The sequence below is a fragment of the Mycobacterium sp. BK086 genome, from assembly GCA_004362315.1.
Taxonomy (GTDB): Bacteria; Actinomycetota; Actinomycetes; order Mycobacteriales; family Mycobacteriaceae; genus Mycobacterium.
In genome coordinates, this window is sequence record SNWL01000005.1 from 603,678 (window position 1) to 618,746 (window position 15,069).

Sequence of the window (15,069 nt, forward strand, 5' to 3'; positions counted from 1 at the left end):
GACGTGGACCTGCCGCGCCCCGACACCGACACCCCGCACCTGGCCGACGTGGTGCCCTCGGTCCTGGCGGCGATGGGGGCCGGCGGCTTCGAGCCGCGTTTTGACCTCGAGCCGGTCGCCGGGGCTTGTGTCCTGCTGATCGACGGACTGGGTGCCGAACTCCTCGACGCCCACGCGCACGATGCTCCCGTGCTGGCCGGCCTGCGCGGCCGCACCGTGCACGTCGGGTTCCCCGCCACCACTGCGGCCGGACTGGCCGCGGTCGGTACGGGCCTGCCGTCGGGCGGTCACGGCGTCGTCGGCCTCTCCTTTTGTCTGCCCGATGTCGGGGTCATCAACGCACTGCGCTGGCGGCCTTACCCGTGGGGCGACGATGCGCGTGAGCAGGCGGTGCCCGAGGAGGTCCAGCCGCTGCCCACCACGTTCGAGCGGGCGGCGTCGGCGGGCATCGCGGTCAGCGTGGTGTCCGGCGCGGAGTTCACCGGATCGGGCCTGACCCGGGCGGTGTTGCGTGGTGGGCGTTACGTCGGCGTCTTGGGTCTCGGTGATCTGGCGGCCGAAGTCGGTGCCGTGGTCGCCGGGGGCGGTTTCTGCTACGGCTACCACGCCGATCTCGACCTCATGGGTCACCTTTACGGGCCGGGATCGCTCGCCTGGCGAATGGAGCTGCGGCAGGTCGACCGGTTGGTGGAGTCCATCGTCGCGGGGCTGCCGGCCGGCGGCCTGCTCGCCGTCGTCGCCGACCATGGGATGGTGACCGTCGACCATGTCGGTGCTTTCGACATCGATTCCGCCACAACACTTCTCGATGGTGTGACTGCCGTTGGCGGCGAGGTGCGGGCCCGTCACGTCTACGTGCGCGAGGGTGCGGCGGCCGACGTCCTGGCTGCTTGGCGAGAGTCACTGGCCGACCATGCCTGGGTGGTCTCCCGTGACGAGGCGATCGCCGCGGGGTGGTTCGGCGGCGCCGTCGACGATCGGGTGCGGCCGCGGATCGGCGACGTGGTGGCCGCCGCCAAGGATCAGGCCGCCTTGGTGCGGCGCACGGTCGAGCCGATGGAATCGGCGCTGGTCGGCCACCACGGGTCGTTGACCAGGGCCGAGCAACAAGTGCCGCTGCTACTCGCCTACGGCTGAACGTTGCCGGCCAGCAGCTCGTCGGCGGGCGCATCCCACCGGTCGAGGTTGACCGCCGCCGAGAGCGGCCGGCGCCGCAGCGGGCCGTGCCGTCCGCGCGGCCAGCCGACCACGACGTGGCCGGCGATCAGCCAGTCCTCGGGCACTCCGACGGCCTCGCGCAGCAGTTCTTCCCCGCCATAGGACGCCCACCCGGTCGGGCACGCCCCCAAGCCCTGAGCCCGGGCCGCCAGCAGGAAATTCTGCATCGCCGGGAAGATCGAGCCGCCGAGCAACAATTCAGAGGCGGTCGGATAGTGCTGCTGGGCGAACAGCACCGAGGTGAATTCGCCTGCGCGGTCGTGCAATTCATAGGTAGCCCGATTGTTTCGGGCCTGCCTGCCGGTGTCATCGGGCGCGGGCCGGCTCATGCCATAGACGGGTTCGATGACCTCCAGGGCGCGCTTGGCCGCTTCGGCGACCACCGCGCGTTGCTCTGGTGAGCTCAACACCACGAACCGCCAGCCCTGCGCGTTCGCCCCCGAGGGTGCCCACGTCGCGGCCTGCAGGCAACGGCGCAGCGTCGCGTCATCGACCGGCTCCGAGGTGAATCGCCTGATGGATCTGGCCGTCGACATCACGTCCCAGATATCGCTGCTCGTTGCTCTCACCACGCTCCTGTTCAGACAGCGGATTCGCGAAGTCGGGCCTTGTGCCGGTACATGTCGATATCGGCCTGGCGGATCAGTTCCTCGGCATCGTCGGTCAGGCCCACCGTCGATCCCACCGATGCGGTCAGATGGAACGGATCGCAGCCGACGTCGTACCGGCCGGTCAACGCGGAGCAGACCGTGGCGGCCAGGCCTGCCACGACCGCCTCGTGCGGTGCGCCCGGCACCAGGACGACGAATTCGTCACCGCCGAGGCGGTACACCGAATTCGGTTCCGGTGCGGCCAAACTCAAGCGCCGGCCGACTTCGATGAGGACGGTGTCCCCGGCGGCGTGCCCATGCTTGTCGTTGACCTGTTTGAAGCCGTCGAGGTCCACGAAGATCAGCCCCATCGCGGTGCCGGGTGCGGCGGTGCGATGTTGTTCGACCGCGGCGACGAGCGCGTGCCGGTTGCGCAGACCGGTGAGTTGATCGGTGACGGCGAGCCGGCTCAACTGGGCTTCGGCGACCCGGCGGGCGGTGACGTCGATGAACTGCGCGATGATGACGTCCTCGACGCCGTACTCGTGCCCGGGTGCCAGCACCGCGTTGCGCTGCACCCAGATCGTGGTTCCGTCGGGGCGCAGATAGCGATGCTCGGCGGAGATCTGGTCGACCTCACCAGCGATGAGTTGGCGGTGCTCCTCAACTGCGGCGGCCAGCTCGTCGGCGTGCACGAAGTCGCGGTAGGTCGATCCGGACAGCTCCTCGGTGGTGCAACCGACCAACTGGCACAACGCCGGATTCACCAGCAACGCATGGCCATTGGTCGTCAAGACGGCTTCGCCGAACGGTGCGTTGGCCATCCGGAGCTGAAACAGCCGGAATGCTTCGTCGCGAGTCTTTTCGGCTTGCACGCGCGCTGTCACGTCATGGCCCTGAACGAAGAATCCGTGAATCTCACCGTCGACGAGGTCGGGGATATAGGTGGATTCGAAGTGCCGAACTTCCCCATGGCGGTCAGGCAGCGAGGATTCGAACACCTGGGTCTCGCCGCGAAGCACACCCTCGACGTGGGGCCTGACATAGGCGTACACCCGTCGCCCGAGGATTTCTCGCATGGAGCGGCCGTGGATCTCGTCGGGTGTGATTCCGAAGTAGTCGAAGTAGGCGTCGTTGGCGATCACGTTGCGCTCGTCGCGGTCCCAATAACCGATGACGGCGGGCAGGCGGTCGATGAACCGCCGAAGGCGGGCAAGGTCGTCTTCAGGGTTCGGCGGACCGTCAAGTGCCACCTACATACCCCCAGGTTGGTGCCGTCCCCCACGCGTGTCTGTTGTGTCAAACACTGGCGGACCAATTTACCGTGTGCCGGCATCCCCCGGACCGCTGGGCACCGCTACCGTCTGCGTCGTGATCGTTCTGCTTCCGCCGTCAGAGACGAAACGCAGTGGTGGTGACGGACCCCCGCTGCGCTTGGACGATCTGGGCAGCCCGGCGCTCGGCCCGCTGCGCCGGGATCTCGTCGACGAACTCGTCGCGCTGGCCGCCGAGCCCGCTGCCTGCCGGCGCGCGCTGGGCATCTCCCCGGCACAGGATGCCGAGATCGAGCGCAACGCGACGCTGTTGAGCTCGCCGACATTGCCGGCGATCAACCGCTACACGGGGGTGCTCTACGACGCACTCGACGTGGAGTCGCTCAAGGGTTCGGCCGCCGCCCGCGCGGGTGCCCGGCTGGCCGTCGGTTCCGCGCTGTTCGGCCTGCTTCGGGCGGACGACCGGATACCGGCCTACCGCCTGTCGGCCTCGTCCAAGCTGCCCGGCAGCGCGACGCTGGCCGCTCGCTGGCGCCCCGTCCTGGAACCGGTGCTGGCCGAGCTCGCCGCCGCCGAGCTGGTGGTCGATCTGCGTTCGGGGTCCTATGCGGGGCTGGGCAAGCTGCCCGACGCGGTTCGCGTCGACGTCCTGGCCGAGCATCCCGACGGCCGCAGAACCGTCGTCACGCATTTCAACAAGGCGCACAAGGGACGACTCGCCCGGGTACTCGCGACCACCCGGTCCGAACCCGGCGACGCGGCGACCGTCGCCGCCGTCGCGCGCCGGGCCGGGATGCGGGTCGAGCGAAGCGGCAACGAACTGACCGTCGTCGTCCCCGCGTGACGGCGATGCCAGGATGGTGGGCGTGAGCACCCGCTGGCAGAAGTCGTCGGCACCGCGCGGCAACGAGTACGACGCCCGGTGGAAATCGCTGGCCGATTCCGGACACAACATCCACGGCGAGGCGGATCTGGTCGACAGCATCCTGCGCGAGTCGGGCGGCCACTCGGTCCTCGACGCGGGCTGCGGCACCGGCCGGGTGGCCATCGAACTGGCCAACCGCGGCTATTCGGTGGTCGGCGTGGACGCCGACGCAGGCATGCTGGCCGCCGCCAGGGACAAGGCGCCGCAGCTGCGCTGGATCGAAGCCGACCTCGCCGACCTGTCGCGGGCCGGGGTTGATCGCGTCAACCTCGTCCTGCTGGCGGGCAACGTGATGATCTTCCTGGAGCCGGGCACCGAGTCGGCGGTGCTGGCCGGCCTGGCCGGGCGGCTGACACCGGGCGGACTGCTGGTCGCGGGCTTTTCGGTGCGTCCGGACCGGCTGTCGCTGCAGCAGTACGACCAGGCGGCCGAGGAGGCGGGGCTGGTGCCGGTGGTGCGGTGGGCAACCTGGGACCGTGAGCCGTTCGAGGGCGGCGATTACGCCGTGTCGGTGCACCGGCTGCGCCGTTCGCCACGCTGAACAAACTGTCGCCAGCGAAAAAGTTGGTAAAACAGGGGGTGGCCAGTGCAGAAAGCGTTCGCTAGGGTGATTATCCGGCGCCGGTAGATTGTCTAGGAGAGCGTTGCTGGCGAGCTTTGCTCTATCGGCGCGATCAGGGAGGGACGGGTTGATGCGATCGGCGTTCTCGGGCCGTCCCGCGAACCAGTACTACACCCTCACCGCGTTGCTGGCCGCCCGCGGCGCCCAGACCTACACCTCCCGGGTCATCGCGGGATCTGTCTTCACGCTCGGTCTCATCTCGTTGTCGACAATCGGCAGTTCCGCCGTCTTGCAGTGGCCGGCCAGTCGGCTGCTGCTGGGCGGGGTCGCGGTCCTGTGCTTCCTGTCGACGTTCATCTGGCTGCGACATCGGTGGCCGACCAGGACGGAATCGGGAGTGCTGGTCGGCATCGCCGCGGTTGCCATACCGATCGGGACCATCGCCCCGGTCGTCCCGATGTACGGATTACTCGGCTCGGCGTCGTTCGCGTTGATCATCGGCTACGCCGCCCTCTTCCACGGGCCGCGACTGTTGGCTGCGATTCTCACCGTCGCCGTCGCCACCCTGATCTATCTCGCGATCCGGATGGCCAAAGTGGATCTGCCGCTGGCCCTGGCCGGCGTCGCGCTGATGTTGCTGCTGTATGTGTTCGCCGCGTTCTCCTGCCGGCTGGTGGTCTGGCTCACCGGAACCGAGGACGGCGCCGACTCCGTCGAACCCCTGACCGGGCTGCTCAACCGGGACGCCTTCTATCTGCAGACCGCGACGCTGCTGGCCTCGCGTAACCGCGACGACGACCGCTACCTCGTGATCGGCGTGGTCAACATCGACAGCTTCGCGGCCATGGTCGCCGTCGCCGGCAACCGCGGCGGTAATCGGGCGAGGATCGCCGCCGGCCAGGCGCTGCGCGAGACGGTGCGCCGCGACGCGATCCTGGGTCACGTCGGGGAGGCCGAGTTCTTCGTGGCCGATTGCTTCACCACCCCGGACTCGTCCCCGTTGATCGAGCGCATCCGCGGCGCCATCGCGGCGACGCCGAGCGGGATGACGGCCAGTATCGGGGTGGTCAGCACGCCGCTGCGTCCCCTCGTGGAACACCCGCCGCACGAGATCCTCGACGAGATCGTCGCGCTGGCCACCACGGCCATGTACGAAGCGCGCCGGGCCGGCGGCAACCAGGCCCGCTACGTGGTACGCCCGAATCTGAGCATCAACGACGACGAGACCGACGGGTACGACACCCCGCTGCTGTGAATCACGGCGCGCCGACCGAATCCGGGTCGATCTCCACGCCGTACGACGTGATCGACGCGATCTCGGCGCCGTCGAATCGATAGATGTGGCAACTGGACACGACGGTGACGCCGTCCTGTCGCTGGTAGCGCCCGAGCACCTCGACGACGACGTCGTCGTCCTGCTCGACGGTCAGGCAGTGGTCCCAGGTCGCGACCGCCGCGGCCAGGCCGCCCGCGGTCTCACGGCACGTCGCGGTGACCGCGTCGGCGCCTTCCAGGACCGAATAGCCGACGATCGTCCACCGAACGTCACGGGCCAGATGTGGGAGGGCCTCGTCGAATCGGTGCTGTGCGAAGGCGCGCGCGATCTCAGCCCGGTCGCTCGGTCCGCTCACTGCTCAACTCCTGTCGAAGACACTGCTGTCGAGGCTATCTCGGGCGGTAGTGTCTGCCCAATGAGCCACGGCCACGACCACAATCCCGCGCGTGAACTGCCACCCGGTATGGCCGAGCAGCTGGATCTGCCCTATTCGGGCCTGGCCTCGTTCGGGCACCGCCCCTTCCTGACCGAACCCGAGCAGCTGGACAGCTGGCGCCCGGATGTGGCGATCGTCGGCGCACCGTTCGACATCGCCACCACCAACCGGCCCGGAGCGCGCTTCGGGCCGCGCGCGATCCGGGCCACGGCCTACGAACCCGGTACGTATCACATGGATCTCGGGCTGGAGATCTTCGATTGGCTGGAGGTCGTCGACTTCGGCGACGCACACTGCCCGCACGGATCGACCGAGGTGTCGCACGCGAACATCCGTGAGCGCGTGCACACCGTCGCCTCGCGCGGCATCGTGCCGGTCGTGCTCGGCGGCGACCATTCGATCACCTGGCCGTCGGCCACCGCGGTAGCCGATGTGCACGGTTACGGCAATGTCGGGATCGTGCATTTCGACGCGCACGCCGACACCGCCGACATCATCGACGGCAACCTGGCCAGCCACGGCACGCCGATGCGTCGATTGATCGAATCGGGCGCGGTGCCCGGTACGCATTTCGTCCAGGTCGGGCTGCGCGGCTACTGGCCGCCGCAGGACACGTTCGAGTGGATGCAGGAACAGGGCATGGTTTGGCACACCATGCAGGAGATCTGGGATCTGGGCTTCAAGGAAGTGATGCGCCGCGCGGTGAGCGAGGCGCTGGCGAAGGCCGACAAGCTTTATGTCTCAGTCGATATCGACGTGTTGGACCCGGCACATGCACCCGGCACCGGCACCCCGGAGCCCGGCGGAATCACCAGCGCCGACCTGCTGCGTATGGTCCGGCAGCTGTGCTACGAGCACGATGTCGCCGGCGTCGACGTCGTCGAGGTTGCCCCGGCCTACGATCACGCCGAGCTGACCGTCAACGCCGCCCATCGGGTGGTCTTCGAAGCGCTGGCCGGGATGGCGGCCCGCCGCCGGGATGCGGCCGGCGCGAAGGCGGGACCGCCGTCGCCGTTGGCCTAGTAGTCGGACTCGGCGGCCAGGATCTCGGCCAGGTAGGCGTCCGGTCCGGGTTCGGCCAACCGCTGCCGGGCGAATCGCCGGGCCCTCTCCCGGGATTCGGGCGCTTCGGACGTCTCGGCCCCGACCACGACCGCGGTCGCCGACCAGTCCTGGTCCCAAGCGGCGGCGGCCGTGGTGTCGGCGAATTCGACGGTCGCCCTGCCTGATTCGTCAAGCGCGCCAGAAGCGGTAAACCCGTTGCAGCGCAGTGTGATCGGGATACCGACCGGTGACCCGGGTCCGATCACCGCGACGTGCAGTGCGGCGGTCACCCCATTGTCGTCGCCGGCCACCGCCCAGCTGACGGTGTTCTCGGCGGCGTCGAACAGGCCACCGGGAACCCCGGACCACGCCAGCGAGGTGACGCCTCGGGCGATCAATCCGTCGGGTGTCGGTCCGGCGTCGGAGCCGGCGGCCAGGGCGTAGTCGTCGCGGTGCGCTGACGCTGTCGCCGGTGCCGCCATGTTCTCGACGGCATCGGACAGCTCGGCCCAGCCCGGTCCGTCGACGCCGACATCCTCGGCCAGCCGCACACACCGGGTCACGAGTTCCACCACGCGGGGGTCGCCGACCAGCAGGTGCAACGTGAGCGCGGTCGCGTGCGGGGCCAGCAGCGCATGGATATCGGCGTCGAGGCTGTCCTCCCCCACGAAATCGTCGGATTGCGCCGTCGCCAGCGCGATCTCGGCATCCAGCAGTGCCGGGTCCAGGCCCGCGATGCCGTCGCGGATGCTGGCCGGCCACCACCGGCGCAGCCAGTGCCCGATGGCCAGTCGCCGCAGGCTGTCAAGTGCGCCGGAGGTGACCTCGACGTCGGAAAGATCCACTGTGGCAGCCGGTTCGGTGGGCTGCACCGCGGCAGTCGCCACCGCGCGGTGGCCCGATTCGCCCAGTACCCGCCAGAGCCAGTCGGCCCGGTCGGCATCGGTCAGGGTGATCTGCGCGGCCTGCTCCTGTGACTCGTCGACTGTCCAGGCCAGCACCGCGCCGTCGACCTCCACCACCGCCACCAAAGGGACTTCGGCGACGGTGGGACCGATGCGCCACAGTCCGGAATCCGCAACCAATCTCATTGCATCACCTGGACTTCCAGCATGGCCTTGATCCGCTGGCGGTGGTCGAGGCTCACCGAACGGGCGACCCCCTCCAGCAGCGCGCGCAGATCGTCGACGTCGTCGCACGATTCCTGCCAGACATCGCGGCCGTGCAGCCGTGCCCACAACCGGCTCAGGTACGGCCGGGCGAAGTTGGCCAGATCGTCGACCACCTGGCGCTGACGCGGATGGAGCGGCTCGAGTGCGCCCAGGGCGCGCCGCGCGTGCAGCACGTAGGCCTCCTTGCGCAGCCTGGCCTGGATCGTCGCGGCCAGCTGATAGCGGCTCACCGCGCGCTCGTCGAGCGGGGCCAGCTGGCCGGCGATCTCGATACCGGCCACCAGCGCGGCCTGTTTGTCCTCGCCGAGGAAACCCCAAGGGGCACAGGCGCGGTCGACTTCCTCGGCACACAGCAGTGGTACGTCGGGAAGCTCGTCGCGGTCCAGCGCACGCCGCAGTGTCGCGCGCACACGGTCCACCACGCTGCGGTCCAGCGGCCGGTCACGCTCCGACCCGCCGGACAACGGCGGCACGCTCAGCGGCAATGCGGAGGTCAGCCCCAGTTCGAGGATCGACCACGGCAGCGCCGACGGGTGGGTACGGGCCTGGGCGCCCAGATTGTGCGGTGTCGCGTCGGCGATCAGTGCCGACCAGACCCGTTGGCGGGCAACGGTGGCGCGATGCCCCTCGGCCGGGCCGAGCACCGTGGACAGGCCGGCCAGGAACGGGCCGTTCATGCTGTCGTCGGCGCGCACATCGGCCCAGCTGCGGTGCAATTGGGCCGAAAGCCGGGTGAGCACCGCGGGTGAGGCCACGAGCTCGTTGAGCACCTCGACGCCGGTGCGGTCACGGTCGTCGTGCACGGCGCGCAGCGCCGCCTCTGCCACCTGCTGGCCATCGGCGCCGGGTGCGCCGTTTGTCACCGCAAGCTCGAAACAGACTGGGAAATAGAGGTCTTGGGCGTTACCGGCGGTGATGCGCTGCCGCCGTCGCTGCGCTTTCATCAAGTCGAACCACGCGGCCGTCGATCGCAACCGGTCGCCGTGACCGGCGATCAGGTCGGCCATCTGGGCGGCCACCTCGGAATCGACGAACGGAGCCGAGTACGCGGGGTTGGCGCGCAGTCGTAAGACGAGCGGGTCGAGGATGCGTTTCACCGTCCGGCGTAGCGGCCCGCCGTCGTCACCGCTGAGAACCTCCACGCCGGGCCCGAGGGCCCGCCACGCGCGGTCGATCACCGCACGCCGCGGCAGCGACGTGCCGACGGCGGTGACCGTGTCCGGGCCGGCGCTCATCCGGACAGAATAAGGCCAGCACGAAGTTGGGTTCGGTAGCCGGTGACGGTAGGCACGCTGCTCACCATGTCTGATGCACTGCTGGGCGCCATCGCCGTCGTCTCCGCCATCGCTCTCGCCTCGATCATCGTCGCCGCCGGTCTCGGCGGTCAGCCACCCCGTCCGCAACGTCCTCGCCGCACACGCTGCCCACGCTCGATCGGCGTCGGCATGGTGCAGATGGTGGAGGGCGCCGACGATCCTGTCATCGTCATCGAGGTGGAAAGTGTTGCCGGTCAGCGCTTCACCGGCCGGCTGTGCCACGGCCAGGACGACCCGGTGGTGTCGGCCCTGCGTCCCGGGGTGATCGTGCTGGTGTCGTTCGACCCGGCCAGCCGCAAGCAGCTCTCGCTGGCCGACGATGCCATCGCCGTGCGGGCCGCCGCCGACCACAGCTTGCTGCGGCAAGGCGTGCTCACCGACGACCAGCTGGAGCTGATCCGGTTCGGCACCCGCTCGTGCGGGGTGGTGACCGGAATGCGGCCCACCGGCCGCGAGCGTGCCGACTACCGCGAGGTCGAGCTGAACCTGATGGTCACCCGCCCCGGGGGCGGGCAGTTCCCGGCCCGCGAAACCACCCTGGTGCCCGAGTCCGTGCTGGCCAAGGTCACCCCGGGCAGCATCATCGACACCTATTACCTGCCGGAGGACGAGTCCGCGATCACGGTGTGCCTGCCCCCGGCCTGACCCGGTCATCGCGCACCCCCGACCGCAAAGGTGACCACCGCGGCCCAGTACAACGGGCAGGCGGTGGTATCGCCGTCGCGCCACCGGCGCATCTGCTCGCGCTGCCAGCGGTTCAGGCTCAACACCGCGTCGTCGGCCTCGTGCGCGTCATCGACCGCCATCACGACCTCAGCCATCGGATCCTCGGTGCGGGCGGTGAACCGGCGGTATCCCGCGGTCGTGGGCAGTGACCACAGCGTGGCCGTCACCAGCTCGCTGCCGCACAGCACCATCGCGGCGACCAGTCCGGTGGCCTCGTCGAACTGATAGTCGCCGCCGGAGCCGCACGCCAGCAGCGCCACCCGGGGCGGCACCGGCAGCTGAGCGGCCATCAGATCCGCGGCCAGCAGCGGACGGTGATCCCCCACCGGTTCGGCGGCGCCGTCGGCCGCGGACGTGCACGCCAGATGCAGTGCGGCGCGGTCGGCGTAGCCGTGCGTTTGGTCGGCGGCACTGGCGTGGCCGACATAGAGCAGCCGGCTCGGGGCGCGGTCCAGCAGCGTGGCCAGCCAGCCCCGGTCGGCGTCGCTGCGGCGGAACAGCTCCACGGCGGCACCGACCTCGGGCAGCACCGGGCGGTGGGCGCGCAGCACGTCGAAGTGGCGCGACAGCGTGCTCTCCCCCGAGGGCCTGCCCAGGACCGAGCCCAGGGGTGAATCCGGTCGCTGGCCAGGAACACGGGGGTCCATCACGAGAAGTGCTGGAGCGCTTTTCCTTTCACGCCAGTGCGCGGGGGTGCGCGGGGCGTGCACGATGTTCGGCGGCACTGCCATCACGACGTCGACCATTTCCATCAAGCGGAAACCCTCGGTCGCACTCTTGATATCGGCGAGCTGCCAGGGGATGCGTGCGGCGTTGGTGCCCTTGAAGGTGACGGCTTCCTTGCGGGCCGCGACCAGTTCCTCGGGGCTCGGGCCGGTCACGGGAACTGCCAACGCGCCCCACGGGATGCGGGCCAGTCGTGCGCTCGGCGAGATGAACAGCACCGGGCGCGGGTCGGCGACGCACTCCGAGATCAGCTGCCAGGCCGCCGCCGATATCAGCAGCACACCGAGGATGTAGGCGAGGGTCAATTCGCCCTCCACGGTGGCGAACGGCCCCCGGGTCAGGGCCCGGTCGAGCGCTTCGCTCAGGCTTTCGTGCCCGTCGGGGTCGGGCAACGCCCCGCGAAGCTCTTCGAGCGCGGCCAGCACGATCGGTTCGTGCACCACCCACGTCACGGTGCGGTCGGGTGCTCCGACGACACGCAGGCTGGCGTACGTCGCCACCCCGACGTCGGCGAAGCGCAAGACGAGCGTGGTACTCATGGCCAGGTCGACCAGACGGGGCGGCCGGAGGTGACGGCCTGGCCGTAGCGGTTCTGGGCCAGCAGCCGGTAGCGGGCCAGGATGGGGCTGCCGCCGGGCTCCATCTGCAGCGGTGGAAGGGCACCCAGCGTCGTCTGCGTCAGCGCGTCGACCACGAAGCCGCCAGCGGCCAGGGCCTCCTCGTCCCAGGTCTCGACGGGCACCGTCGCGGTCGCGGGCGCATCCCAACCGCCGGCTTCACCACGTGATTCGTTGGCGAAAGTTCCTCGGGCGCAGTGGTATTCGATCAGCTCGCTGAGAAGGGTGTCGTTCTCCCATTCCCAGGCCACCGAGAAGGCGCCGGCCAGCATCCGGGCCGAGACCTGGGAGGCCCATCGCCAGCGGGCGTCGGCATCGGTCATGGCGTAGCGCACGGAGTCGACGGCCAGCGCGGCCGGAATCTTGAGGTCGGCCGCCTTCTCGAGTTTGGCCAGGGCGCTGCGGTGGCGTTCGCTTCCGGTGTCGAAGCGGGTGACCCCGAGCGAAGCCACCTGGCGCTCCTGAAGCTGCTGCCAGTCGTCGCTCGACGGATCGCCGATTCCATCGAAGTTCAGGTCGGCCAGGGCGTCGGCGCGCCAGATCGAGCCGAGGTGGTCGTCGAGTCGCGCGTATTGCAGCCAGCTCGACCGCGACCAGCTGTCCAGGAATTCGCGGGCCTCGGCGACCTGCTTCACCGCCTCGTCGAACCGGCCGCGGAACACCGAGATCCAGCTGCGCTGCATCAGGATCCGATGGATGTACAGCGGGCGGCCCAGCTCCCGCCATTGCGTTTCGGCGTGCCCCCAGGATTCGTCGGCCTCCTTGAGCCAGCCGATTCCCAACCGGGTGAGCCCGAAGTACAACCAGCACCGGGCGACGTCGTGAGCGCGGGAATGCTCGGCGATCACCGGGTAGGCGGCCCCGACCAGCCGCTCGGTGGATTCGTGGTCGCCCCGTAGCCAGGTGGCCGCCGCGGTCTCGAGTTCGGCTCGCGCCCAATACAGTTGCCACTCCCGGCGCTGCGCCCGCGCGCTCGCCCGGTGCAGCCACTGGTCCCCTTCGGCCAGCCGGCCGGTCTCCACACAGAACCGGCCGTAGGCGATACCGGTGGCGACGAGAAGCTGGTCGGTCTCGTCGGTGCCCTCGGGCAAACCCTCGACGACCGGAATGATGTTCTGCCACAGAGCCGCAGCAGGCACGTGCAGATCGTCATCGCACAGCGCCGTCGCGCACAGCACGCCGGCCAGGGTCACCAGGTGGCGTTGTTCGGGCTCGAGGTCGGCGAACCGGCGGGGGGCCTCGTCCTCGTCCAGCTCGGCGAGTTCCCGTGCGGCCTCTTCGTGCTCGCCTGCGGCCGCGGCCAGGCCGGTGCGCAGGAAGCGGGCCCGCATGGTGTAGCGGGCGATCATGTGGTCGGCCTCGGTGCCGGTCTCGTAGTGGGCCAGGCAATCCGTCATCCGCTGAAGGCATTGGCGGGTGCCGTCGTATGCCGTTCTGGTGAGGTAGATTTCGCCGAGCTGGGCGAAGACCTCGAGTGCCAGATCGTCGCGGTCCTCGCGCTCGATCTCCGGCATCAGCGACAGCAGGAGGTCCTTGGCCGCCTCCTCTTTGGCGGCGAGCGCGAGCTCGCGGGCCCGCTGCAGATCGCCGGTGATGGACACGGCTGCATCATAAATCGCGCGGACCGCGTGGAGATGGCGAGACGGCGGACGTGCCTGGCACGTCCGCCGCCCCTTGCCCGGGGTGCCGATCACGTCACTTGCAGGTGACGGTGATTTCGAACTTCTTGCTGATCATGCCGGCCATCGGGTTCTTCATGTCGGCGCCGGCCGCCTCGCCGGTGATCGTGTAGGTGTCGCCGTCCACCTTCACCTCGGCGGAACCGGTGCCCATGCCGCCGGCCTGGCTCACCGCGAGTGCGTTGCCATCGACGACCATGCCCAGGGACTGGACCTTCGGCGGCTGTCCGTCGCTCATGACCACACCGAGCCCCTGCTGACCACCGACCGCGCCGCTGGCGATGTTGATCGTGCCGCCCTGCTTCACGCACGTCACGGAGTTCAGGTCGAGACCCTGAAGGTCGCTGCCGTCGACCTTGACCGACGTCTTGCCGCCGGAGGCGACAGTGGCACTGGAGGGCGCGGAACCCGTCGCCGAGCTGGTGCCCTTGCTGCTGCTGTTGTTGTCCGAGCAGCCGACCAGCATCAAGCTGCAGCCAACCACGCCGACACCGACCGCGAGAATTCGCTTCACCTGTGTTCCCTTCGTTCGCGGCGCCTCGGTGGCGCCGTCACGAGGTAAGTACAGGCGGTGGCCGTGGCTACCGATCCCAAACTTTCCGCGCCGATCTCGATGACCTGTCGGTAGTGCGCGCGAGTATCCAGGCATGAATGACGTGTTCATTGGCAGCGAAGCGATCGCTTCGGGTCGGCTCACCGAGCACGAGTTGCGTCGGTGGTATCGGCCGATCTATCGCGACGTTTACCTGGCGACCTCGGTCGAGCCATCGCTGCGCGATCGGACGCGCGCGGCGTGGCTGTGGTCGAAACGGAGTGGGGTGATCGCCGGGCTGGCGGCCGCGGCGTTGCATGGCTCCCCGTGGGTCGACGCGGATGCACCGATCGAACTCATCGGTCGAAGCGCCCGGCGCCACGAAGGGTTGATTGTCAGAAACGAGACGCTCGCCGATGACGAGATCACCAAGGTTGCCGGCCTGCCCGTGACAACGCCTGTGCGTACCGCGTTCGACCTCGGCCGGCACCTCGATGCGGCGGCGGCGATCGCTCGCCTCGACGCGTTGAAGTGGGCCACTTTCTTCTCTATCGACGACGTGACGAAGTTGGCGCGGCTACGTCCCGGTGCCCGTGGAGTGCGGCAGCTCATGGCGGTTCTTCCGCTCGTCGACGGTGGAGCGGCGTCACCGAAGGAAACGTGGCTCCGAATGCTGTTGGTAGAAGCTGGTTTTCCACGGCCGACGACCCAAATTCCAGTGATGGACGGGTGGCGGATGCTGGCCGTCCTGGATATGGGGTGGGAGGACATCAAAGTGGCGGTCGAGTATGACGGCGGCCATCACCAGTCAAGGCGAGCTCAATACGTCAAGGATCGACGAAGAATTCGCAGGCTCGAGGAATTGGGTTGGATCGTCATCCGGGTGATCGCGGAAGACCACCCCGAGGATGTTGTCAGGCAGGTGCGCGACGCGATTCTGCTTCGCAGTTCACCGAGATCGACGGTGGCGTGAGGG

The 15,069-nt window shown here is 69.1% G+C and carries 15 protein-coding genes; 7 read left to right on the forward strand and 8 right to left on the reverse strand.

The features are described from left to right. Positions 1-3 precede the first annotated feature (3 nt). The gene (locus tag EV580_RS19370) at positions 4-1,137 is read left to right on the forward strand and encodes an alkaline phosphatase family protein (RefSeq protein ID WP_133692812.1); all 1,134 of its coding nucleotides are present in this window, start codon (positions 4-6) and stop codon (positions 1,135-1,137) included. Here the strand turns inward: EV580_RS19370 and EV580_RS19375 are convergent. Continuing rightward, on the reverse strand, positions 1,128-1,754 hold the full coding sequence (locus tag EV580_RS19375; RefSeq protein ID WP_133693145.1) for a nitroreductase family protein: 627 nt from the start codon (positions 1,752-1,754) through the stop codon (positions 1,128-1,130). The two genes, EV580_RS19370 and EV580_RS19375, sit on opposite strands and share 10 nt — an antisense overlap. A 44-nt stretch (positions 1,755-1,798) precedes the next feature. Continuing rightward, positions 1,799-3,061, reverse strand: coding sequence for a sensor domain-containing diguanylate cyclase (locus EV580_RS19380; protein WP_133692813.1), 1,263 nt, complete (start codon positions 3,059-3,061; stop codon positions 1,799-1,801). 118 nt (positions 3,062-3,179) lie between these two features. Between EV580_RS19380 and yaaA the strand changes: the two genes are divergently transcribed. The 3 genes from yaaA to EV580_RS19395 all read left to right on the forward strand — a co-directional run bounded on the left by yaaA (position 3,180) and on the right by EV580_RS19395 (position 5,824). Beyond that, complete coding sequence (gene yaaA / locus EV580_RS19385; RefSeq protein WP_133692814.1) at positions 3,180-3,926, forward strand: peroxide stress protein YaaA; 747 nt, start codon at positions 3,180-3,182, stop codon at positions 3,924-3,926. 22 nt (positions 3,927-3,948) lie between these two features. Next, a complete protein-coding gene (locus EV580_RS19390; protein WP_286171672.1) occupies positions 3,949-4,548 on the forward strand; it encodes a class I SAM-dependent DNA methyltransferase in 600 nt (199 codons plus the stop codon). A gap of 151 nt (positions 4,549-4,699) precedes the next feature. Then, entirely contained in the window at positions 4,700-5,824 is a 1,125-nt protein-coding gene (locus tag EV580_RS19395; RefSeq protein ID WP_133692816.1) for a GGDEF domain-containing protein, read from the forward strand. Between the two features lies 1 nt (position 5,825). Here EV580_RS19395 and EV580_RS19400 read toward each other — a convergent pair whose 3' ends face one another. Next, on the reverse strand, positions 5,826-6,200 hold the full coding sequence (locus tag EV580_RS19400) for a nuclear transport factor 2 family protein (RefSeq protein WP_133692817.1): 375 nt from the start codon (positions 6,198-6,200) through the stop codon (positions 5,826-5,828). A gap of 60 nt (positions 6,201-6,260) precedes the next feature. Between EV580_RS19400 and speB the strand changes: the two genes are divergently transcribed. Next, positions 6,261-7,304 carry an agmatinase gene (gene speB, locus EV580_RS19405; RefSeq protein WP_370581619.1) on the forward strand — a complete coding sequence of 348 codons (1,044 nt, stop codon included), beginning with the start codon at positions 6,261-6,263 and terminating at the stop codon, positions 7,302-7,304. Here speB and EV580_RS19410 read toward each other — a convergent pair. Together EV580_RS19410 and EV580_RS19415 are read right to left on the reverse strand one after the other, a co-directional pair. Beyond that, a complete protein-coding gene (locus tag EV580_RS19410) occupies positions 7,301-8,416 on the reverse strand; it encodes a hypothetical protein (RefSeq protein WP_133692818.1) in 1,116 nt (371 codons plus the stop codon). The two genes, speB and EV580_RS19410, sit on opposite strands and share 4 nt — an antisense overlap. After that, complete coding sequence (locus EV580_RS19415; protein ID WP_133692819.1) at positions 8,413-9,732, reverse strand: hypothetical protein; 1,320 nt, start codon at positions 9,730-9,732, stop codon at positions 8,413-8,415. Before EV580_RS19415 ends, EV580_RS19410 begins: the two co-directional genes overlap by 4 nt. A 66-nt stretch (positions 9,733-9,798) precedes the next feature. On the opposite strand from EV580_RS19415, the gene EV580_RS19420 reads away from it, so the two are divergent. Continuing rightward, complete coding sequence (locus tag EV580_RS19420; protein WP_133692820.1) at positions 9,799-10,458, forward strand: hypothetical protein; 660 nt, start codon at positions 9,799-9,801, stop codon at positions 10,456-10,458. A gap of 5 nt (positions 10,459-10,463) precedes the next feature. Here the strand turns inward: EV580_RS19420 and EV580_RS19425 are convergent, their stop codons facing one another. From EV580_RS19425 to EV580_RS19435, 3 genes are all read right to left on the reverse strand, one after another. Continuing rightward, a complete protein-coding gene (locus tag EV580_RS19425) occupies positions 10,464-11,804 on the reverse strand; it encodes a CHAT domain-containing protein (RefSeq protein ID WP_133692821.1) in 1,341 nt (446 codons plus the stop codon). Then, positions 11,801-13,483, reverse strand: coding sequence for a hypothetical protein (locus EV580_RS19430; protein WP_166654773.1), 1,683 nt, complete (start codon positions 13,481-13,483; stop codon positions 11,801-11,803). The genes EV580_RS19425 and EV580_RS19430 overlap by 4 nt, the downstream gene beginning before the upstream one ends. A 94-nt stretch (positions 13,484-13,577) precedes the next feature. Next, on the reverse strand, positions 13,578-14,075 hold the full coding sequence (locus tag EV580_RS19435; protein WP_133692823.1) for a lipoprotein LpqH: 498 nt from the start codon (positions 14,073-14,075) through the stop codon (positions 13,578-13,580). 133 nt (positions 14,076-14,208) lie between these two features. Between EV580_RS19435 and EV580_RS19440 the strand changes: the two genes are divergently transcribed. Continuing rightward, on the forward strand, positions 14,209-15,066 hold the full coding sequence (locus EV580_RS19440) for an endonuclease domain-containing protein (protein ID WP_133692824.1): 858 nt from the start codon (positions 14,209-14,211) through the stop codon (positions 15,064-15,066). Positions 15,067-15,069: the final 3 nt, after the last annotated feature.

What these genes read in the sequence shown, in the direction of transcription:
- EV580_RS19415 (WP_133692819.1), bottom strand. Translation starts at nt 9,732, where the DNA reads ATGAGCGCCGGCCCGGACACGGTCACCGCCGTCGGCACGTCGCTGCCG.
- EV580_RS19410 (WP_133692818.1), bottom strand. Translation starts at nt 8,416, where the DNA reads ATGAGATTGGTTGCGGATTCCGGACTGTGGCGCATCGGTCCCACCGTC.
- EV580_RS19395 (WP_133692816.1), top strand. Translation starts at nt 4,700, where the DNA reads ATGCGATCGGCGTTCTCGGGCCGTCCCGCGAACCAGTACTACACCCTC.
- EV580_RS19375 (WP_133693145.1), bottom strand. Translation starts at nt 1,754, where the DNA reads ATGTCGACGGCCAGATCCATCAGGCGATTCACCTCGGAGCCGGTCGAT.
- EV580_RS19440 (WP_133692824.1), top strand. Translation starts at nt 14,209, where the DNA reads ATGAATGACGTGTTCATTGGCAGCGAAGCGATCGCTTCGGGTCGGCTC.
- EV580_RS19420 (WP_133692820.1), top strand. Translation starts at nt 9,799, where the DNA reads ATGTCTGATGCACTGCTGGGCGCCATCGCCGTCGTCTCCGCCATCGCT.
- EV580_RS19425 (WP_133692821.1), bottom strand. Translation starts at nt 11,804, where the DNA reads ATGAGTACCACGCTCGTCTTGCGCTTCGCCGACGTCGGGGTGGCGACG.
- speB (WP_370581619.1), top strand. Translation starts at nt 6,261, where the DNA reads ATGAGCCACGGCCACGACCACAATCCCGCGCGTGAACTGCCACCCGGT.